The 22,011-nt window shown below is 33.4% G+C and carries 19 protein-coding genes; 15 read left to right on the top strand and 4 right to left on the bottom strand.

The features are described from left to right. Nucleotides 1-58 precede the first annotated feature (58 nt). Entirely contained in the window at nt 59-484 is a 426-nt protein-coding gene (locus H2O64_RS02845) for a DUF1573 domain-containing protein (RefSeq protein WP_187560618.1), read from the top strand. A 170-nt stretch (nt 485-654) separates the two neighbouring features. Here the strand turns inward: H2O64_RS02845 and H2O64_RS02840 are convergent, their stop codons facing one another. Further along, nucleotides 655-1,956, bottom strand: coding sequence for an aspartyl protease family protein (locus tag H2O64_RS02840; RefSeq protein ID WP_187560617.1), 1,302 nt, complete (start codon nt 1,954-1,956; stop codon nt 655-657). 207 nt (nt 1,957-2,163) lie between these two features. Here H2O64_RS02840 and H2O64_RS02835 point away from each other — a divergent pair, with 207 nt between their 5' ends. Next, nucleotides 2,164-3,354, top strand: coding sequence for a pyridoxal phosphate-dependent aminotransferase (locus H2O64_RS02835; protein WP_187560616.1), 1,191 nt, complete (start codon nt 2,164-2,166; stop codon nt 3,352-3,354). 9 nt (nt 3,355-3,363) lie between these two features. Beyond that, complete coding sequence (murB, locus tag H2O64_RS02830; protein WP_187560712.1) at nt 3,364-4,377, top strand: UDP-N-acetylmuramate dehydrogenase; 1,014 nt, start codon at nt 3,364-3,366, stop codon at nt 4,375-4,377. 108 nt (nt 4,378-4,485) lie between these two features. Here the strand turns inward: murB and H2O64_RS02825 are convergent, their stop codons facing one another. Both H2O64_RS02825 and aqpZ read right to left on the bottom strand, forming a co-directional pair. Next, a complete protein-coding gene (locus H2O64_RS02825; protein ID WP_187560615.1) occupies nt 4,486-5,007 on the bottom strand; it encodes a DUF4136 domain-containing protein in 522 nt (173 codons plus the stop codon). Nucleotides 5,008-5,115: 108 nt separating this feature from the next. Next, on the bottom strand, nt 5,116-5,793 hold the full coding sequence (aqpZ, locus tag H2O64_RS02820; protein WP_187560614.1) for an aquaporin Z: 678 nt from the start codon (nt 5,791-5,793) through the stop codon (nt 5,116-5,118). Between the two features lie 249 nt (nt 5,794-6,042). Here aqpZ and H2O64_RS02815 point away from each other — a divergent pair, with 249 nt between their 5' ends. The 9 genes from H2O64_RS02815 to H2O64_RS02775 all read left to right on the top strand — a co-directional run bounded on the left by H2O64_RS02815 (nt 6,043) and on the right by H2O64_RS02775 (nt 19,040). Continuing rightward, nucleotides 6,043-6,246, top strand: coding sequence for a membrane or secreted protein (locus tag H2O64_RS02815; protein ID WP_187560711.1), 204 nt, complete (start codon nt 6,043-6,045; stop codon nt 6,244-6,246). Nucleotides 6,247-6,263: 17 nt separating this feature from the next. Continuing rightward, entirely contained in the window at nt 6,264-7,364 is a 1,101-nt protein-coding gene (locus H2O64_RS02810; protein ID WP_187560613.1) for a glycosyltransferase, read from the top strand. Next, nucleotides 7,355-7,912: an RNA polymerase sigma factor gene (locus H2O64_RS02805; RefSeq protein ID WP_187560612.1), complete on the top strand. Its 558-nt coding sequence runs from the start codon at nt 7,355-7,357 to the stop codon at nt 7,910-7,912. Before H2O64_RS02810 ends, H2O64_RS02805 begins: the two co-directional genes overlap by 10 nt. Further along, nucleotides 7,909-9,126: an Nramp family divalent metal transporter gene (locus tag H2O64_RS02800; RefSeq protein ID WP_187560611.1), complete on the top strand. Its 1,218-nt coding sequence runs from the start codon at nt 7,909-7,911 to the stop codon at nt 9,124-9,126. Before H2O64_RS02805 ends, H2O64_RS02800 begins: the two co-directional genes overlap by 4 nt. A gap of 266 nt (nt 9,127-9,392) precedes the next feature. Beyond that, nucleotides 9,393-10,268: a lipoyl synthase gene (gene lipA, locus H2O64_RS02795; protein WP_187560610.1), complete on the top strand. Its 876-nt coding sequence runs from the start codon at nt 9,393-9,395 to the stop codon at nt 10,266-10,268. A gap of 650 nt (nt 10,269-10,918) precedes the next feature. Beyond that, complete coding sequence (locus H2O64_RS02790; protein ID WP_187560609.1) at nt 10,919-13,831, top strand: leucine-rich repeat domain-containing protein; 2,913 nt, start codon at nt 10,919-10,921, stop codon at nt 13,829-13,831. A gap of 269 nt (nt 13,832-14,100) precedes the next feature. Beyond that, nucleotides 14,101-15,096, top strand: coding sequence for a type I glyceraldehyde-3-phosphate dehydrogenase (gene gap, locus H2O64_RS02785; protein WP_187560608.1), 996 nt, complete (start codon nt 14,101-14,103; stop codon nt 15,094-15,096). A 134-nt stretch (nt 15,097-15,230) separates the two neighbouring features. Continuing rightward, complete coding sequence (locus tag H2O64_RS02780) at nt 15,231-17,327, top strand: response regulator (protein WP_235982738.1); 2,097 nt, start codon at nt 15,231-15,233, stop codon at nt 17,325-17,327. Between the two features lie 375 nt (nt 17,328-17,702). Further along, nucleotides 17,703-19,040, top strand: a complete 1,338-nt coding sequence (locus H2O64_RS02775; protein ID WP_187560607.1) for a tyrosine-type recombinase/integrase — start codon at nt 17,703-17,705, stop codon at nt 19,038-19,040. A gap of 49 nt (nt 19,041-19,089) precedes the next feature. On the opposite strand, the gene H2O64_RS02770 is transcribed toward H2O64_RS02775, so the two are convergent. Beyond that, entirely contained in the window at nt 19,090-19,506 is a 417-nt protein-coding gene (locus H2O64_RS02770; protein ID WP_187560606.1) for a hypothetical protein, read from the bottom strand. 190 nt (nt 19,507-19,696) lie between these two features. Here H2O64_RS02770 and H2O64_RS02765 point away from each other — a divergent pair, with 190 nt between their 5' ends. The 3 genes from H2O64_RS02765 to H2O64_RS02755 all read left to right on the top strand — a co-directional run bounded on the left by H2O64_RS02765 (nt 19,697) and on the right by H2O64_RS02755 (nt 21,962). Then, complete coding sequence (locus tag H2O64_RS02765; RefSeq protein WP_187560605.1) at nt 19,697-19,897, top strand: hypothetical protein; 201 nt, start codon at nt 19,697-19,699, stop codon at nt 19,895-19,897. 139 nt (nt 19,898-20,036) lie between these two features. Then, entirely contained in the window at nt 20,037-21,680 is a 1,644-nt protein-coding gene (locus tag H2O64_RS02760; protein WP_187560604.1) for a hypothetical protein, read from the top strand. Between the two features lie 72 nt (nt 21,681-21,752). Next, nucleotides 21,753-21,962: a hypothetical protein gene (locus H2O64_RS02755; protein WP_187560603.1), complete on the top strand. Its 210-nt coding sequence runs from the start codon at nt 21,753-21,755 to the stop codon at nt 21,960-21,962. Nucleotides 21,963-22,011 lie beyond the last annotated feature (49 nt).

Below are 22,011 nucleotides of genomic sequence, written 5' to 3'. Positions count from 1 at the left end.
AAATTTGTGAGATTACAAATAAGTAAGTAATTTTACACTAATACAAAAAATAGAAATAATGAAAAGAATAGCTGTAATATTGTTTGTTGGTTTATTTGCCTTTGCTGTTCAAGCACAGGATAAGACTGCAAAAATCAAGTTTAAGAGTGAAGTAATTGACTACGGTACTATTGAAAAAGGTGCTGATGGTGTCCGTGTTTTTGAATTTACAAATACAGGAGATGCTCCGTTAATCATCACAAGAGTATATTCTAGCTGTGGTTGTACAATTCCAAAAAAACCAGATGCTCCAATTTTACCAGGAAAAACTGGCGTGATTGAAGTGAAGTATGACACCAAAAGAGTAGGTCCAATTAGAAAGACCATTACGGTATATTCTAATGCAGACGAGCCAACGAAAGCGATCAAAATTAAAGGAAAAATTGTTGACCCAAGCAAAGAAAAAAGTATTATGATGAAAGATAAATCAGAAACTGAGTCGTAAGTAAACGACATTAAAATAAATAGAAAAGCGCTTTATCAAACGATAAGGCGCTTTTTTTATGCTTGATTTTTATTAAACTTGTTGAATTGTTGGATATAACTTAAAAAATTATTGCCTAAAAACTATCAACCGAGACTGAAAACTGTCAACCGAAAACTGCCAACTGAATACTACAACACTTCTTTCAATCTAAATTCAAACTTTAATTCGACAGGGCCACGTATTACTTTGACCCTCATTTTCTTATCTTCTTTTCCTTGTAAAATTCCTGTAACTTTACTTAACGAATACGTATCAACTGTACGTCCATTGATAGAAACTATAATATCGCCTTCTTTAAGACCCGCGAGTGCAGCTGGTGAATTTTTTCGGACTTCTGCAATTTCATACGCTTTTACCAAACTAAATTTATTATAGTGTTCAAATACAACACTAACTTCTCCTAAATTCGTGCTATTTCCTCCGCGACCATAATTTGTATGTATGGAATTGTTGCGCTTTTTGACTTCTCGTATCACGCGCATTCCATTGTGTTGTAGTTCTATTCCGCTCATATTGTAACGGAAAGGTGTTGAAAAATATTTACTCTTTCTGAGTCGAATTCTTTTATTTGTATAATCAAAAACTACCCTGAAACGCTTTAAAATTTCGCCGCCAATACTTCCGTTTCGTTCTTTGAAATTCTTTACGTACGTTATTGCTGTAGAATCTGGAAATGCTACTTTGGCATTTTCAAATGAGAAACCTCCAACACTAAATTTTTTCACACGTGCACGTGTTCCATAAATACTTCCGCTTAATCCTCTTCCCAAAAAATCTTCAAACTTTTTATCGGGTATTGTAATTCTTTGTTCAGCATCTTCAAACAGCCACAATGCATCACTTCCACCAGAGTCTATCAATAATTTGACAGGAATATCAGGTTCTTCATCGTCTTCAATTGCGACTTTTACATCTATATACGGTTTATTATTTCTGAACGTAAGTGGTAAATCGGTACACTTTTTACAAGAATCGTACTCATAAGTTTCCGGATTATAGAATTTAATTTTTTCCGTGTTGTAATTAATTTCTACAATGAAATCCCTAAATGCATCATACCCAATAATTCCATGTACAGGAATGCCCAAACGTGTGGACACATTGATATCTTTATCTAGAATAATAAATAATTCTAAATTGAGCTTTTCAACATTTTTAATCTTAAAAGAATTTGATCGTGCTTTTACCGCAGTAATTGTATTTCCCGATCCTAATCCGCGAAGTTGCACGCGTTCTTTTTGCTCAATAGTTAGCGAATCATCTGGATTTAAACTGAATAAAATAGGCTTATTTACTCCTGAATCTAATAGAAAAGACATCTCTACGCCGTTAATTTCTACAGGAATCACAATGAGGTTGTTAATCAATTTAAACGGGACAGTAGCTTTATCTTTTCCGTTTAAAATTCTAAACCGATTTTGCGCTTGCATGATTCCGCATAAGCAAATTAGGACTAAGACGATATGTTTTTTAACCGTATACACGAGTTGAGAGGAAATTTGGTAACATACCAATATACGAAATTTACTTTTTATATCCGAACTTTTTAAACTTTTTAACGTTGTTCAAAATGTATACGATTTTATACATAATGTAAAATATATTTTGCAATTTTGTCATTCTTAAAAATCAAGATTATGCCAACTATTTCCAACAAAGGAATTGCAATGCCACAATCACCAATTCGTAAATTGGTTCCTTACGCTGAAAAAGCGTATAAACAAGGGAAAACTATTTATCACTTAAATATTGGTCAGCCAGATATTAAAACACCTCAAGCTGCTTTAGATGCTGTAAAAGTTCACAACTTAGAGGTATTAGCATATACAAAATCTGATGGTTCTGAAGAATACAGAACAAAAATTGCAAACTATTATGCAGTGCATGATATTCATGTAAATGCTTCAGATATTATTGTCACTACTGGCGGAAGTGAAGCATTAGCATTTGCTTTTGGAAGTACAATGGATGTAGATGATGAAGTGATTATACCTGAACCTTTTTATGCAAACTACAATGGGTTTTCTGTCGCAGCTGGTGTAAAAGTTGTGCCTGTCATTTCTAAAATAGAAAATAATTTTAAATTGCCTCCAATTGAAGAATTTGAAAAATTAATTACACCAAAAACAAAAGCAATCTTAATTTGTAATCCTGGAAATCCAACTGGATATTTATATACAAAAGAAGAAATTAAAAAATTAGCAGCAATTGTGAAGAAACATGACTTGTTTTTAATTGCTGATGAGGTATATCGTGAATTCGCGTATGACGGAATGGTCCATTATTCCATCATGCAAGAACCGGATTTGGACGATCACGCAATAATGATTGATTCAGTTTCAAAGCGTTACAGCATGTGTGGCGCACGAATTGGTTGTATTGTTTCGAAAAACAAAGAAGTAATGGCTACTGCAATGAAATTTGCGCAAGCACGTTTATCGCCACCTACATTTGCTCAAATTGCTAGTGAAGCCGCTTTAGAAACGCCACAAAGTTATTTTGATGATGTTATTGACGATTATGTAAAAAGAAGAGATACATTAATTGCTGGATTAAAAGAAATTGAAGGTGTACGCGTGGCTAATCCGAAAGGCGCTTTTTATTGCATTGCAGAATTGCCTGTGGAAAATGCAGAAGATTTTGCAAAATGGCTCTTAGAGAGTTTTGATTATGAAGGTGGAACAATTATGGTAGCGCCAGCAGCTGGATTCTATTCTTCGCCAAATACAGGATTAAACCAAATTAGAATTGCATACGTGCTAAATGAAGAAAGTTTAGTCAAAGCGATCAAAATTTTAAAAGAAGCCTTAAAAAAATACAACGCATAATTAATCGTGATTTCAATACAACATAACGTCTCTTTAAAAGAGTTCAATACATTTGGTATCGATGCGAAAGCAAAGAAATTCATCACCATTACCAATATTTCTGAACTCCTAGTTGCCTTACAATTGACTGAATTTTCAGAATATTTTGTACTTGGTGGCGGAAGTAATATGTTGCTTACACAAGATATTGAGCTTCCTGTATTGCACATCAACAACAAAGGGAAAAGAGTCGTCTATACTACTAATAACGAAGTTGTTGTAGAAATTCAAGCTGGCGAAAACTGGCATGAATTTGTCCTTTGGTGTATAGAAAATGATTTTGGTGGTGTTGAAAATTTATCGTTGATTCCAGGAAACGTCGGCACTTCGCCCATTCAGAATATTGGCGCGTATGGTGTTGAATTGAAAGATACTTTTGTACGTTGTACTGCGATTGATATAGAAACGCAAGAACAAAAAGTATTTATGTTGGATGATTGTAATTTTGGCTATCGAAATTCAATCTTCAAGAATGAAGCGAAAGGAAAATACATCATCACTTCTGTTGTTTTCAAGTTAACGCATAAAAATCACAAACTAAATACTTCGTATGGTGCTATTCAGGAAGAATTGGCACATAATAACATCACAAATCCTACGATTAAAAATGTAAGCGATGCGGTCATTGCAATTCGCGAACGTAAATTACCAAACCCAAAAGAGATTGGAAATAGTGGAAGTTTCTTTAAAAACCCTGTGATTTCAAAAGCTGATTTTGATACGCTTGAAGCTTCTCACTCAACGATACCGCATTATGTAATTTCAGACACCGAAATTAAAGTTCCGGCAGGTTGGCTCATTGAGCAATGTGGTTTCAAAGGGAAACGATATGGAGATGCTGGCGTGCATAAAAATCAGGCATTGGTTTTGGTGAATTACGACAATGCAACTGGCGCGGAAATTCTCGCCTTAGCGAAAAAAATTCAAGAAACTGTTTTAGAAAAATTCAACATAGCGATTGAAGCAGAAGTGAATGTGATCTAGTTTTCAGTTTTCAGTTTTCAGTTTTCAGTTTTCAGTTTTCAGTTTTCAGTTTTCAGTTTTCAAAATTAAAAATTAAAAATTAAAAATTTCAATTCTCAATACTAACAACTATCTTTTCGGTGGATACTTCTCCAACACTTTCAACAAAACAGTTCTAAAATACGTTTCGCGTTCTTGTGGTGTTGCTTTTTCTTTGTAATAACCTTCTGCGACAGCTTGCCAATACAATTCATCTTTTCGAACATCGACAAAGTCAAATACTAATTGTTGATTTAGTTTTGTATTTCCAATCGGCAATCCAATAGAAATTCCGCCACCTACATTACGTCCGCCACCGCCAACGCCTACGCCAACTGCACTATTTTGATCTGGTTCAAAAGCATTTACTTCTACATTGATATAAAAATCGGGCGTTGCCGTTCGCACAAATCCGCGCGATTGTAAAATGGAATCCGTTTGGCGAAACAAGCGTTTGTCATCAAGTTCACTTAAACCTGTTTCAATATTTGGGAAAAAATTATACGTTTTATACGTTGTAAAATCCATGTTCTTATCATAATCATATACAACTCTTGGCGCGTTACATGCTACAAAAAGCATGAGTACGAATAGCATTCCTAAATATTTCATAGCGTTCATTTTTCATTAAAAAAACCTACTACAAGATAGCAATAATTATTCCATAAAAAATCCTGTTTCATGGGAAAACAGGATTCTTTAGTGTTTCAATTATGTTAGTTATGCTTTATTAAATAATGCTTTGTAAATAAACCCTGCTACGATTGCTCCTAATATTGGCGCAACCCAAAACAACCAGGTTTGTGGCAAATAATCGCCTCCAGCAAATAATGCTTGACTTGTAGATCGTGCTGGATTTACAGAAGTGTTTGTAATCGGAATACTGATTAAGTGAATCAACGTTAAACACAATCCAATAGCAATAGGTGCAAATCCTTTTGGAGCTTTTTCGCTGGTACTTCCTAAAATCACAAGTAAGAAAAAAGCGGTCAGTAAAAATTCAGCAATAAACGCAGACATCATACTATATCCATCAGGCGATAAACTATCATATCCATTGGCGGCAAAACCTCCAATTGCTTTATCTGAACTCGTAAGAATTAAATACAATGCACCTGCGGCTAAAATTGCGCCAACGAGTTGAGAAACAATGTAACCTGGCAAATCTTTACCAGAAAACTTTCCTCCTGCCCAAAGTCCTATGGAAACTGCGGGATTAAAATGTCCGCCCGAAATATGTCCAACAGCATACGCCATTGTCAATACGGTTAAACCAAAAGCCAATGCTACGCCTGCATATCCAATTCCGTAATCTACAGTAGCAGCAAAAATTGCGCTTCCGCAACCGCCAAATACAAGCCAGAATGTTCCAAAAATTTCAGCGAAATACTTCTTCATAATTGTTATATTTTAATGATTAGCAATTTCAATATAAAGAAAAAACCTTCATAAAAAATGATAACTTACTAACAATTAGATGTCTGAAAAGCATATTTTATCTTTACCTCCCTATTTATCACTTGTAGCTTATTATTCAGAATATTTGTAATTGTTAATATGTTATTCGCCCATTCTCACTTATGAATCTTGCAAAAAAACCGTATCTTTGCGCCAGATTTATTGAGGACAGAAAAATTCATTCAGATGATAAAACTTGTATTATTAACAATTGGTTTACTACTAGTTGGCGTTGCAGGAATTGCAATTAAAATTTGGGCACAGAAAGATGGTAAATTTGCAGGAACCTGTGCAAGTCAAAATCCTATGTTAAATAAAGATGGTGATGCCTGTGGATTTTGCGGAAAACTACCAGAAGAGTTTGAATCTTGTGCTGAACCTCAACATCAGTAAGTAGCTTCGCCCCTTTTATGATTTTACTCCTACTCTACGTTTTCATAGCCATTGCAGCTATTCAAATCATTTATTTTTTAACTTTTGGTGCTTTTGCTTTCGCGAAGGATAAAAAAAGTAAACAGTACGACATTCCTGTTTCTGTCATTGTTTGTGCCAAAAACGAAGTAGAAAACCTTCAACAGTTACTTCCCCAACTTTTACAACAATCGTATAAAAACTTCGAAATTGTATTGATTAATGATGCTTCATCTGATGAAACATTGGAAGTCATGGAACAATTTCAAAAAGAAAACAACAATATAAAAGTTGTCGATGTTGAAAATAATGAAGCTTTTTGGGGAAATAAAAAATACGCCTTAACACTCGGAATTAAAGCCGCAACAAACGACTTCCTTGTCTTTACAGATGCAGATTGCGTGCCAGCCACAAAACATTGGTTGACTGAAATGGCGCAACGTTTTTCGAGTAAGAAGAAAATTATTATTGGGTATGGCGCTTACGCGAAGAAAAAATATTCGTTTCTAAACCTTTTGATTCGGTTTGAAACTTTAATGGCAGCTATTCAAGCGTTTAGTTATGCAAAAATAGGCATTCCGTATACGGCAGTTGGGCGAAACTTAGCGTATCACAGAGATGAATTTTACAAAGTTAGCGGTTTCATCAATCACATGAAAATACGATCTGGTGATGATGATTTGTTCATTAAAGATGCGGCTTCTGGTAAAAACACAGCCATTTGTTTCGCTAAAAATAGTTTTACCATTTCAAAGTCAAAAACAAGTTTTGGCACCTGGTTTCAACAAAAAAGAAGACACGTAAGTACGTCATCACACTATAAATTCATTCATAAATTTTTACTCGGAACCTTCTTTACAACGCAGTTGCTATTTTGGATTCTTGCTATTATACTTCTATGCACTTCAGCATGGCAATATGCACTTATTGTTTTAGGTTTTAGAATCATCATTCAATATTTCATACTCGGTTTTGCAGCAAGTAAATTGAAAGAACAAGACACGCTCTATTTGCTGCCGATTCTCGAAATCTTTTTAATTATCATTCATTTTGGTATCTTTATAGCTAATATGACTTCAAAACCAACGCATTGGAAATAGCAGATACGATTCTGAAAGCAAGCATACAAAAAGCAAAATTGGGCGATCAAGTAGCTTTTAACTTTCTACTGAATTCTTTTTGGAATGATGTATATGGCTTTCAACTGAAACGTACTCATAATGAAAATGATGCGGAAGATATTACGATTCAAACGTTTTCAAAAGCATTTGATAAGATTGATACTTTCGACGAAAATTACAAGTTTAAAACGTGGTTGATCACGATTTCCAAAAACGTACATATTGATTTTCTTCGCAAGAAAAAAACATCGATTGAAACTACAAAAGATCAGGAAGAAGAAGTCTATCGCATTATTGATGATGGACCAACGCCTGAAGATAAAATTATCACAGAGCAAAATTTAGCGAAGCTTTTACGCGACATCAAAAAGCTAAAACCACATTATCAAGAAGTCATTAATTTGCGGTATTTTCAAGAATTGAGTTATAAAGAAATCTCGGAACAATTGCAAGAACCAATGAATAATGTAAAGGTAAAATTATTACGTGCTAAGAAACTATTGGCAGAAATTATTCAGAAACAATGAGCGCTTCTTTTGTAAAAAAACTCGGTCCAGGATTATTATTTGCAGGCGCAGCAATTGGTGTTTCGCATTTGGTAAATTCAACGAAAGTTGGTGCTGAATTTGGCTTCGGATTATTGTGGGCATTGTTATTAGTCAATTTGTTTAAATATCCTTTCTTTCAATTCGGACCACGATATGCCGCCGCAACTGGCGAAAGTTTGTTGGATGGTTATAAAAAACTCAGCAAAGGTTTATTAGTTACATATTTCATATTATCATTCGCGACGATGTTTACAATTCAAACTGCCGTAACCATTGTCACCGCAGGATTAGCTTCACAGCTTTTTGGATTTGAACTTTCATTAGCCGTTTGGAGTACTATTATCACCGCAATTTGTTTAGGAATCTTAGCCATTGGACGTTATAATATTTTAGATAAGTTGATGAAAATCATCATCATTACCCTAACTATAAGTACGGTGATTGCTGTTTTCTTTGCCATGTCGAACGGAAATGAAGCATTATCAGCCGGACAAATTTTCCCAACCGAATTAGGTGGAATTACGTTATTAATTGTTTTTATGGGATGGATGCCAGCTCCGTTAGATATTTCAATTTGGCATTCACTTTGGGCAATTGAGAAGAAACAAGAAACAGCAAGCTTTACACCAAAAAGTGCGTTGTTTGATTTCAATTTTGGGTACATCATCACGATTATTCTTGGAATTTGTTTTATGGCTTTGGGTGCGTACGTGATGTTCAACTCTGGAACGGTATTTTCGCAGAAAGGTGGTGACTTCGCGAAACAACTTATTAATTTATACACCCAAAACTTAGGAAGTGGAACGTATATCATTATTGCAATTGCAGCATTTACCACGATGTTTAGCACGACTTTGACAACCTTAGACGCTTCGCCAAGAGCGATGGCAAAAGCAAGTCAATTGTTATTCGGGAAAATCATCAAGCATAGTTATATTTTTTGGATGTTGATTCTTGTCTTAGGAACCGTGTTGATTCTAACACAATTCTTAACCGAAATGTCCGCTTTAATCAAACTTGCGACGGTTTTATCGTTTGTAACTGCGCCTTTTTATGCAATTTCAAACTACATTCTCATCACAAGCAAACACACACCAAAAGAATGGCAACCTAAACATGGATTGCGCGTTTTGAGTTGGATGGGAATACTTTTCTTAACTGGGTTTTCGGTTTGGTATCTAGTCACTATGTGAGTTGTGAGTTGTGAGTTGTGAGTTGTGAGTTGTGAGTTGTGAGTTGTGAGTTGTGAGTTGTGAGTTGTGAGAAAATTATTTTAATTTGATAGCAAAAAAACAAATTCACAAAACTTTTATTAAGATTATCAATATTCTACTGACAACTGATAACAGTTAACCGAAAACTCATAACCAACAACTGAAAACCAACAACCAACAACCATTTTTTTTAAACAGATTCTTCGTATCTTTGCACTTCATTTCATTTTGAATAGAAAACGCTTATGAGTACAGACACAACTGCAAGTGTATTGCCACCAAAAGGAAAACCGAAATGGCTTCGGGTGAAACTTCCAACAGGAAAGAAATATACAGAACTTCGTGGATTGGTAGATAAATACAAATTAAATACGATTTGTGCGTCGGGAAGTTGTCCAAATATGGGCGAATGTTGGGGTGAAGGAACGGCAACGTTTATGATTTTAGGAAACGTTTGTACACGTTCTTGCGGATTTTGTGGTGTGAAAACCGGACGACCAGAAACGGTTGCTTGGGACGAACCTGAGAAAGTAGCGCGTTCTATAAAGATTATGCAAATTAAACACGCGGTTTTGACTTCGGTGGATCGTGATGATTTGAAAGATATGGGAACTATTATTTGGGCAGAAACAGTGAAAGCTGTACGCCGAATGAATCCTACCACAACGTTGGAAACCTTGATTCCAGATTTCCAAGGAATTGAACGTCATTTAGACAGAATTGTAGAAGTAGCTCCAGAAGTGGTCTCACATAATATGGAAACCGTTCGTCGTTTGACGCGTGAAGTACGCATACAAGCGAAATACGATCGTAGTTTGGGTGTGTTGAAGTATTTGAAAGACCAAGGAATAAATCGTACAAAATCGGGTATTATGCTAGGTTTGGGTGAAACAGAAGATGAAGTGATTCAGACACTGCACGATTTAAGCGCAGTAAATGTGGATGTAGTTACACTTGGACAATATTTACAACCTAGTAAGAAGCATTTACCAGTACAAGAATTTATTACACCAGCTCAGTTTGACAAATACCGTGAGATTGGTTTAGAATTAGGTTTCCGTCATGTGGAAAGTGGCGCGTTGGTACGTTCGTCTTATAAAGCGCATAAACATATATTGTAACACTTCGAGTGCCTCAGTGCACTCAATATGCTGAGTTTATCGAAGTACAGCATCTCATTATATAATTTATATTTTAAGGCTATTAGCTTCTTGCTTTTAGCCTTTTTTGTTTGATTCCAAACCGTCATTTCGAGTGGTTTTTTCATTGCGAAGCAAAATGAAAAAATTGTATCGAGAAACATTTACTTCCAGAATGTTTAAAAGTACTTCTCGATACAATTCATAACGCCCTTTAAAAGATCGTTGACGTTCATTATAGAAATATTGACGTTGTCTATAACATCCTTATGGTTATATATAGAATATTTAGGGTTGCATAAAGAATACTTTCGGTTGATTATAGAAATTATGGGGTTCACCAACCGCTTTTACCCCTTACGGAACCTAAAATAAAGGACAAACAACCGAAAAAATTGAGCAAACAACCGAAAAGAATTATTTCAATAACCACAACGAATGATGAACCAACCTAAAAGAGTGATTAATCAACGTCAAATAATGTTTACTGCACCGCTTTGTTGTATTGTTTGGCGTACATCTTATATCTAAAATCAGCAATCGTTAATCGTTAATCGTTTCTTTCTTACAAATTCGTATATTGTATTCGTACACAAAAAAGCGTACACAACACAATTACAATTACACTACGAATGAGCAAACCACAAGAGATTTTAGAGTTAGAGAAAGTTTATAATATTTCACTAACGGAAACGAAAGAAGAAAGATATATAACTCATTGGGATAAAAAAAATCTATATCTTTTAAATGCGAATGCGCAAGTAATTGGACTTAATCTCAGAGAAAATGGAATTTCAGAAATAAAAAGCCTTGAAAAGTTTACACAATTAGAAAAATTATCTCTTGCCCATAATCGAATTACTAAAATTGAAAACCTTGAAAAACTAACTAATCTTTCTGAATTAGATATTTCATATAATCAAATCTCGAAAATTGAAAACCTTGAAAATCTCATAAATCTTATTGAGTTAAGTGTTTCTCATAATAAAATTTCGAAAATTGAAAATCTTGAGAAATTAACTAGTCTAACAAAATTATATTTAAATAATAACCAAATTTCGAAAATTGAAAACCTTGAAAAATTAACTAATCTTTCAAATTTAATACTTCTCAATAATCAGATTTCAAAAATTGAAAACTTAGATTTTTTGACTACTAATTCTCATCTAAATATTGGGAATAATAAAATTTTTAAAATCCAACATATTGCATTTTTTTTAAAAAATAAGAATTTAAGATCTCTATACATTGGAGGAAACCCCTTTGCGGCAGAACTTGATTTAAATTTAAAACCAAATAACAATAATTTAGCAATCATTAAAAGTGAATTGCAAAAACTACAAGAGCAACAAACATCCATACAACTTCCAGTAAAAGTGATGTTATTAGGGAACCATTTTTCAGGAAAATCTACCTTATTAAAGTATCTACAAACAAAACAATGCACTAAAATTGACAAAAACAAAAACTCGAGCACGCATGTGTTGTCGGTTCAACATTCAAAGAAAACTATAAATTATGAATTACCAAAAGCAATTTATTATGACTTTGGTGGGCAAGATTATTATCATGGCATCTATCAAGCTTTTTTTACGAACGAAGCATTTAATCTATTGGTTTGGAATCCAAAAAGTGATTCCAATATATTATTAGAAAGCGATAGTAACAAGCTGCCTACACGAAATTACAACCGTATGTATTGGCTCGCTCAATTACAATATTCGTTTCTAAAAAGATTTGATACGCTCGAAAAATACGATGATCCATTACTATTAATACAAACACATGCAGATGAAAACAAAGCAAAACATAATTGGAACGAAGCTTTTAATGAAAATAATGTAGTCGATGAATTTCATGTTTCATTAAACGCTGATTCTAAAACGTCCCGAAACACAGCCTCTTTACAGTATTTGACAGCTACATTTTGGGATGTTGTAGAAAATCAATCTTCCAAAAAAGAAGTTCCGAAATGGTATCCAGAATTTTTGAGTTATATTCTCAATAAAAAAAATGACGATGCTATTTCATTAGATACAATTGTGAAATACTATAAAAGAGAAGAACTTTCTTTAGCTGAAAGAAAAAAATATTTAAGAGAAGATTTGGAGCAATTGGCACGTAAAGGAATGCTATTATATTATAAAAATGATGAAGACTTAAATGATGTTGCTTGGCTAAATCCTGCCGCAACTGTTGCTAAGATTCATGACACAATTTTAAACAAAGAAAACATCGAAGAATACAAAGGAAAACTCACTACAAAAGAATTTCAAAAGTTAGATATTCCAAACAAAATAGAACGCTTATTACGTAACGAGAAAGTGTTGTTTTTTGATAAAGGAAATGATGAATATATCATTCCCAACTATTTACCATTAACAAGTGAAGATGCTGAAGTTTATGATTTATTGAAGTTTGATTTTAACAAACCTACATTTGTTTTAAAATTTGAACGCTTTATTCCGTTTGGTTTGATCAATCAATTGATTTGTCATTATGGACAGAATCCTGATAAGAAACACTATTGGCGAGATCAGTTGATTTTCACCTTAAATGATCGCTTTAAAGTTTGGATTCAATTGGATTTTTCTAAACTAACCATTTCAGTTTCCATCAACCCGCAAACTACAAAAGATCCAACACTGAACGATTGTATTCGTACAATTTTCATGGAGATTATTTTGTTGTATTGGGGAAGGACTTTGCATGAAAAAATCCAAGATAAAAATAAAGAAGTAGATCATAGAAATGAAGATTCTTTATTTAAAAAGAAAAAAGAAAGGATTACTGAAAATACTTTACGAGATGAATTCAATAATCTAAAAAAACCCGAAGACTTATACCTTTCCACTGATGGAGAACACTTTGTGCATTATAATACCTTAGATAATTCCGAAAAAACACAGGAACAGATTCAAGCATTTCCAATGAAGGAAAATCAAATTGATTTGGACAAAACCGCAGGAAGAACACAACGCAGTTACAAATACCGCAATTTTACCAACAATAAAAACATTAAAAAGATGAAGAAGATATTTATTTCCTATTCGCGAAAAGATGTGGAATATAAAGACGAATTGCGAAAGCACTTAAATATGCTTAAAATCTTTGATGTTGCCGATAATTGGAGTTGTGAAGATATTACGATTGGCAAATGGCACGATCAGATTCAAAAGGAATTGGAAGAAAGTGATTTGGTCATTTTTATGTTGTCGATTAATTTTTTTAATTCACAATATATATTAGACAAAGAAGTCATTAATACGATGAATGCAATTGCAGAAGGTTCTCCTAAAAAAGTGCTTTGTGTGATTGTTAGTAAGTTTCCTGGTTTGGAGAATTTTGATGAATCAACTATGAATTCTAAACAGAAGAGTATTTTAAAACTTGCCTCTTTTCAATATGCTTCGTATCACAAAGAAAAGAATGAAACTACAAGTAATCTAGAAGAGTATATTATTAATCTTAAAGAAGCGAAAAGAAAAGGAATTTTGGATGAGCAATTGACGAAGATTGTTGAGAAGGTTATGAAGGATATTTAATGATTTGTTTACATCATCACAAGGAGGAAACGACGAAGTACTTGTGCTCAGCTTTGCCGAAGTAATCTTTTTAAATGAACAGATTGCTTTGTAGCTTCGCTAAGTATTTTCAATCAAAATATATTTTAATTTCAATAATGTTCGCAAAGACACTTTAAAAAAAGTCCAAGAAAACCAACATTTCTAGTAATCTAATTAAGTCCAAAAATCTAACACCTCTATTTCACACAAAAAACCGTAATTTTGTCCTTCTCAAATAAAGAATCCGTATGATTAGAGTTGCCATTAATGGTTTTGGAAGAATTGGTCGAAACTTCTTTCGCCTGTTATTGAATCATCCAATGATTGAAGTTGTTGTGATTAATGATTTAGCCGACACACGCACGTTGAGTCATTTACTAAAATACGATAGTATTCACGGTGTATTACCGCAGAATATTGGTCATACAGACACAGAAATCACGGTTGATGGTAAAGGCTATGCGCTCACGAATATTCCCGACATTACTCAAATCAATTGGCAATCACATAATGTAGATTTTGTCATTGAAGCTACGGGGAAATTCAAAACGCAATCACTTTTACAACATCACATCACCAACGGAGCAAAAAAAGTAATTTTAGCTGTTCCGCCACAAGATGAAAACATTAAAATGGTCGTTTTAGGTGTGAATGAACATATTTTAGATGGTTCGGAAACCATTATTTCAAATGCTTCGTGTACGACAAATAATGCCGCGCCAATGATTAAAGTAATCAACGAGTTATGCGGAATTGAACAAGCATATATTACCACTATACATTCCTATACAACCGATCAAAGTTTACACGATCAGCCGCATCGCGATTTACGTCGTGCGCGTGGCGCAAGTCAAAGCATTGTACCAACAACCACAGGAGCTGCGAAAGCATTGACCAAGATATTTCCAGAGTTTTCTGAGGTTATTGGTGGCTGTGGAATTCGTGTACCTGTTCCAGATGGTTCGTTGACAGATATCACGTTTAACGTGAAAAAAGAAACTTCTATTTCAGCAATTAATGCGGCATTTAAAAAAGCATCTGAAACCAATTTAAAAGGAATTCTTTCCTATACAGAAGATCCAATTGTTTCTGTCGATGTTATCAATAATCCGTATTCGTGTACGTTTGATTCTTTAATGACGTCCGTCATCGGAAAAATGGTCAAAATCATTGGTTGGTATGATAATGAAATTGCGTATTGTAACAGATTAATTGATTTAATTCTATATATTTCAAATAAATAAGTATTTTTGAATAAATTCATCACTTCATGGTGTGTAAAGTAAGACACATTTTATTTTTATTGTTTGCTTTATTTTCGATATTGTCCCAAGCTCAGTCTAATGAAACTATTAAGGACAGTATAGAACGCTCTTTCATGGACGTATATGAATACAAAAAGAAAGCTAAAATGAATCGTGCGCTAGAAAAGCTGACGAATATTTTAGATTTATCTGACAGTATTCAAGATAAAAAAAGCAAAGCAAAAGCGTATATGCTTCGTGCCGAATTGAGCATTGAGGAAAACTACAAAAGCTTCGATCCCCAAAAAATAAAAAGTTATTTAAAAAGAGCAGAGGAAATTCAAATAGAAATTAATGACTCGCTTGGACTTGGCTACAACTATGTTTTACAGGCTTTAACAGCAACTCGAAACACTTCATACAGCAATGCCGATAAGCATTTTAGTGATGCAGAAATTATTTTTGACAAATACCAATCTACGGATGATATCAACAAATTAAAATATTATCGCGGTTTATTTTATTTGAGTCAAGGAATTAATGGACGCGCCATTGAACGTTTTGAAAATTCATTACCAATTAACGATCCTTATCAGCCAAATTATTTACGCGCCAAAGTACATTTGAATCTTGCGAAAGCATACAAAAACATCAAGCAATACAAAGATGCCAAACTGAATGCGGAAACAGCCTTGAAGATTGGAAACTCATATAATTTCCCAATCATTAAGCTTGAAAGTACACTTATTGTTAGTGATACGTATGCAGGTTTGAACGATTTAGAAAATGCTTATAATTTTCAAAACAGCTATATTAAAATTAAAGATTCTATCTATAATGCTGAACGTATGCAAAGTATGGCAGAAGCAAATGCCTATTTTGACAACGAATTTCAAAAGCGTCACATTGAAGAGCTTGAACGAGATAATAATGTAGAATCACAAAAAGGAAAACGAAATAAGTTAACCTCTATATTGAGTTCGGCACTATTGATCATTATTTCATTATTGACAATTTCACTCTACCGAAACAATCAAATTAAAGTAAAAACAAACAACTTATTACTGAAGAAAAACTCCGAATTACAGTTGGCAAAAGACAATGCTGAAAAAGCGATGAAAGCCAAAGCTCAATTCCTCTCTACGGTAACGCACGAACTGCGGACGCCGCTATATGCCGTAACGGGTTTGACACATTTACTCTTAGAAGAAAATCCTAGCGAAAGCCAAAAAGAACACTTAAAATCTTTAAAATTTTCTGGAGATTACTTGCTAACGTTTATCAACGATATTCTTCAAGTGAATAAAATTGAAGCACGAAAATTAGCCGTTGAAAGAGCACCATTAAATCTTAAAAAGATATTGAATGATGTTGTGAATTCGCTTACGCAAACATCTAAAGAAAATAACAATAAAATTGTATTAGATATAGATGAAGGCATTCCTGAGAAATTAATTGGCGATTATTTAAAAATGTCGCAAGTATTTATCAACCTCATCAGTAATGCATTGAAATTTACGAAAGATGGTATTGTAAATATTTCAGCAGTTATTATCGAAGAAAATGATACAGAACAAACCATTCAGTTTGAAATAAAAGATAACGGAATCGGGATTTCTCAAGTAATGCAGGAAAATATATTTGATAGTTTTTCGCAGGGTTCTGTGCAAATCAACCGTAAATATGGCGGAACTGGTTTAGGACTGACTATTGTAAAAAGTTTATTGGAATTATTAGAAAGTGATATTCAACTAAAAAGTAAACTAGGCGTAGGTTCTACGTTCTGTTTTTCGCTGGTATTAAATAAGATGGAACCAGAAACGATCAGCGATGCGGAAATTGTGGACGAAGAAAAAACAGATCTTAAAAGCAGAGGATTTAAAGTGTTGTTGGTAGAAGACAACAAAATAAACCAAGTGATTACCAAGAAAATAATTGCCAAACAAAACATGACTTGTGACATTGCTGATGATGGTTATCAAGCTATTGATTATGCACGCAGCAATCGGTATGACTTTATTTTGATGGACATTCACATGCCCGGAATTAGCGGAATTGAAGCGACAAAGGAAATTAGAAAGTTTGATGTTTCTACGCCAATCATTGCGTTAACAGCAATCTCGCTTGACGATAACAAAGACGATTTCTTAAAAGATGGTTTCAACGAGGTAATTTCAAAACCTTTTGATCCTGAAGTTTTCTACAAAAAGATTTCACACATACTTTCATAAACATAAACAATATATCTTCAATCACTACACGTAACTTCAAGTGAAATTTCGAAGAAAATTTGTATCGAGAAGTACTTAACTTTCCTTTTCACACATCAAATCGAAGTTTTTCTATTCAAATTGATGAAAATCATTAACAAACATTTAGCACTCCAAAAAATTACAAATGCAGCTTTTGGCACACGGTTTGTACACACTAATTTGAAAGCAAAAAAAAGCGATCACGCTTTGTTTTCATTTCACATAAATTTGGATTGGTTAGTTAAAGAAAAAGGCGAGTTGGTTACTCGCCTTTCTTGTTTTTTTAAATTTTCACTTTTACAGTCAAAATCATAGTATTTACAAGGGTTTTCAGTCTTTTATAAACCTTTTTTTATGCGTATATTTGAACTACTATTGAAAAATGAATACGAAAATGAATACGATTTGAGTAATTTAAAACACTATTCTGAACCTAAAGTTTATACCGCTAATGGCGATATTTCTAAGCGCTGGTATGTCTATTTTTCATACCGAAATCCCGAAACAGGAAAGCTGAAACGGCAACCTCCCATCTACAAAGAAGCCAATAAACTCAAAACTAAGACGGCAAGGCTAGAATATTTGACCACGATCAAAGTAGTTTTAAGTAGTATGCTAAAAAAGGGATATAGTCCGTATGAAGATGCAGAAGCTACTGACAAACGTCTTGAATCTCAAAAGAAGAAAAGAAAACCAAGTATTGCTAAAAAAGAGCTAGTCGCTAGTCAAAGAAAACAATACACCGTTAAGGAAGCTCTTGAGTTTGCACTATCACAAAGAAAACCTAGTTGGAAAAAGAAAACGGCAAGTACGCTAACGGGACATTACAAAAAATTTATGAAATGGCTTGAAGAAAACAAGCTATTAGATAATGACATAAAAGATCTTAAAAAAAGAGACATTTCTCTTTTCCTAAACACGATCAAAAAAGCACAAACTAAAAAAGAAATATTACAAGGCAAAGAACTTGAGACAATAAGTCTAAAAACAAGAAATAACTTTAGAGCAACGCTATCACTTTTATTTGCACAACTTGAAGACGATGAAATTATCGATAACAACTTTATTGCTAAAATTAGACAAGTCAAAAGTACTCCAAAGAAAAACAAACCATTTTCAAAAGAGCAAATCATAGACATCCGAAATTACCTTGATAAAAATGACCCGTACCTCAGAACCTTCATCCAATTTATGTCGTATGCTTTTTTACGAAATGTAGAAGTATGTAGACTACAAGTAAAGGATATCGATTTGGAATCGAAACGACTGTATGTACGTTCTAAAACAGCACCTTTAGCGGTTGTTCCTATTATTGGAGATTTAGAAAATGTCATTCGTAAAATGAAGCTTGAAAATTATGCACCCGATGATTTTGTAATTACTCGATTTGAGCAACCTGCGATATGGGATATAGACGAAGGTAACAAAACCAATTATTTTTCTAATAAATTTAGAGTTGTCAAAAAAGCATTGAATTTGAGTAATGAATACACCTTGTATTCTATAAGACATACTGCTGCAACAAACATCTACAATCATTTATTAACACAAGGGAAATCAGAAGAAGGTGCGCTTATGCAATTGATGCAAATAACTCGTCACAAATCTAAATCGGGACTTAGAAACTATTTACGTGAAATTGGTGCTACACTTCCAAAAGATTATTCAGATATGTATTCGATTGAATTTTAAAGACATTATAAAATTTGGAGAATTAAGACAGTGTGAAAAGAATAAAATATTAGTTGTTCAAACTAATTAATTTTTCCATGCTGATGCTATTGCCTTCTTTAGCGAGTAATGCCATTTTTAAAGCTTCAATGTAGATCATGTCTTTAAAGGATTGCTCTTGCAACAATGCATCTTTGTTGGCGCGAATTTCTAAGGCTAACTTTTTAATGTAATTTTTATCTTTCTTATCGAGTAAATTCTCGTCTTTGCTAAATACAATATCACCATCAAACCCTTCTTTATTCTTTTCCATTAAAACCCTAGCGTATGCAATGACAGCATCTTTCGTATTTCTTCTAGGATTTTTTGTCGTACCATTTAAAACCAAAAAAAGCGAACCTGCGCTCAGTTCTGAATGATTTGCGAGTTCATTCGCAGTTACTTCACGCTTTTTTAAATATTCCAATGCTTCTTTAAATTCTATCATACGGGGAAATGTTAAATTAAGAATAAATATTCTATTTAATTCTAATTTATTCTATATTTGAATAATTAATTCTACTTTAATTCGTTAAATCAATACAAATATAGCTTTTTAAATAGAAAATAGAATAAAAATAAGTCAAATCCTACACTAATTAAATGATTGCAGATTAGTGCATAGTAAATGAATTCAGTTGAAAGCAGCAACAGCATATAATGTAATACAGGCACTTCCAAAGGAAGAACTCCCTATGTTATATAAAATGTTAGGCATCAATATTTCTACTGAAAAAGAAATTATAAAACCATTAAAAAAGGAAAAACTGTTATCAAAAGCTTCGGCTGAGGACTATTTAAGAGCCACCGTTTTTAATGTGAGAAAATCTCATAAATAAATATAAATAATTTTGAAAAGAGCCACAAATGATGATTAGTTCGCCTACTGAGTTAATTTCAAGATATGACAATAAACAAATTAAAAATACACACAGCAAATGCTACTATGCATAAAAATCACTTTGCTTAATGCAGTTAATGATTAATCACATACCGAGTTATATTCAATGTCCATATTTCCTAACGGAAGACAAAATAGAGACGATGCAATGCTATCGCATTTTTATAAATGCGTACAATGCAGCCATTACACGTTTAAATAAAGAAGTAAAGCAATATAATAACAGTTTTTTAGCCTATATAGAGCGCAACAAAAGAAAGCAACAAGCTGTTGTTGCACAACAAGAGTTTGAAGACATCGAAGTGAATGGCATACAAAACAAATGGTTATCTACGCTTGAATATAATGAGCAAATAGAAAAAACTAACGGAAACAAGCTCTTACTAAAGAAGCAAAAACACCTTCCTGTTAGACAAGCTCAATTAGGTACTTTTGAAATTATAGTTTGGTTATATGCGCAACAGCTTATCAAGCTTAGAAAACAGTTACAACAGCTTGGAAGCAGTGTAAAAGTGTCTTTTCCAAAAATACAAGTTACCTCTACCCAAGTTTGCAATTTCACAAAAAATGGTGAAAAAAGAATGCTGTTAAAACGTGATACAATTCGTGAACATGTACACCAATTACGTAAAGCTGGCGTATTTGTTCAATATCAATTTAAAGGCAAAAGTTTGCCTGTTAATAACTTTATAAATGGAGTAATTTTTGTCTTTAGAGACAAGCGAAAAGGATTTACTGATAATCAACAAGTTAAGCCTTTTAATAACGGAAAACCACTGGACTTTAGTGTAGATACAAGAACATTTACTAAAGAAATAATAAAAAAAGTAGGGAATGTTGATAACCATTCCCAAAAAGCGGAAGCATTTTCTTATGCTGCTGAAAATAGCAGCAAAAACAAGAACTCTTACAAGAACACCAAAGAGGATAAACCACAAAAAAATTCCAATCACAACGCAGGCAAACTAGGCGGCGGCGAAAATTTCCCGAAAAATGAATTGTCCGAATATTTACGAGGTCAAATTTTATACAAAACCGTTTTTCTAAACACACTAACCGAGCATCATTACGACACGTATAGCTTTTCAGCATCGAATATGACCAGGCGTTTGGACACGGAATCTATTCATGGCGCGATGTCTAAAGAAGAATTTCGAGAATTGTTGTTACAGCTATTTATCAAAATAGCAGCGCCTATTTGGAAAGGTATGAATGTGTATTACGGAAGTTGGCACACAGCCTATATTCAAATTGATGATGAGTATTTACGGAATCCCAATGGAAGCATTCCAAGAAAAGAAACATTGTTGTACAAGTTTGGCTTTTTAGTCTACCGAATAGGTCGCGCAAAACGTTTCTTTAAAAGTAAAAAACAGTATATCATCCATTTTCCATGTATTTATTTTGATGCAACAAGAAAACAACCAAGTGAAGGTGGATTTTCATATACGGCACAATGGCTCAAACAATATCAAAAGTACCAAGATTTACGAGCAACAAGGAAGCAACAAAACGCGGGCAAAGCTGGTGCAAGACGCAGACAGAAAACCAACGAAGAAAAAGTAAGAGATCAAATAAAACTGTTTATAAAAGGTACGATTGCATTGCCACAAGTGTATACTTATATAGAAACCAATAAAGGCATTCCGAATTATTTCATAGCCGAAGTGCCAAGACTACTAAATTTATTAACTAACAAAGAATTTGATTTATATGACTAGCAACAAAAAGATATACAGCTGCAACAAGATGCAACAAAAGATAAAAACAAGTGCAACAAAACATACTTGACTATGATAAAAAGAGATGAAATAAAAACAATGGGGAAATCACAATTAATGGAATTAATTCACGGTGTAGGCAGAGAACACGCCCGAAATGCAATCAATACAATTATTGCAGAGAATCGTAAGATTTCTGAAACAGAAGCTAAGAAAAAGAAAATGGTATTGAGGCACGAGGTACTTAAAGTACTTGATTATTTTGGGTTTGAGGTTGAATAAAATTAAAACACTAAATACCTTTTTTTGTAATTATTTTAATTGGATTAAG

Origin of the sequence: Kordia aestuariivivens (assembly GCF_014397005.1) — a bacterium.
GTDB lineage: Bacteria > Bacteroidota > Bacteroidia > Flavobacteriales > Flavobacteriaceae > Kordia > Kordia aestuariivivens.
This window is presented reverse-complemented; position numbering and strand designations above follow the sequence as displayed.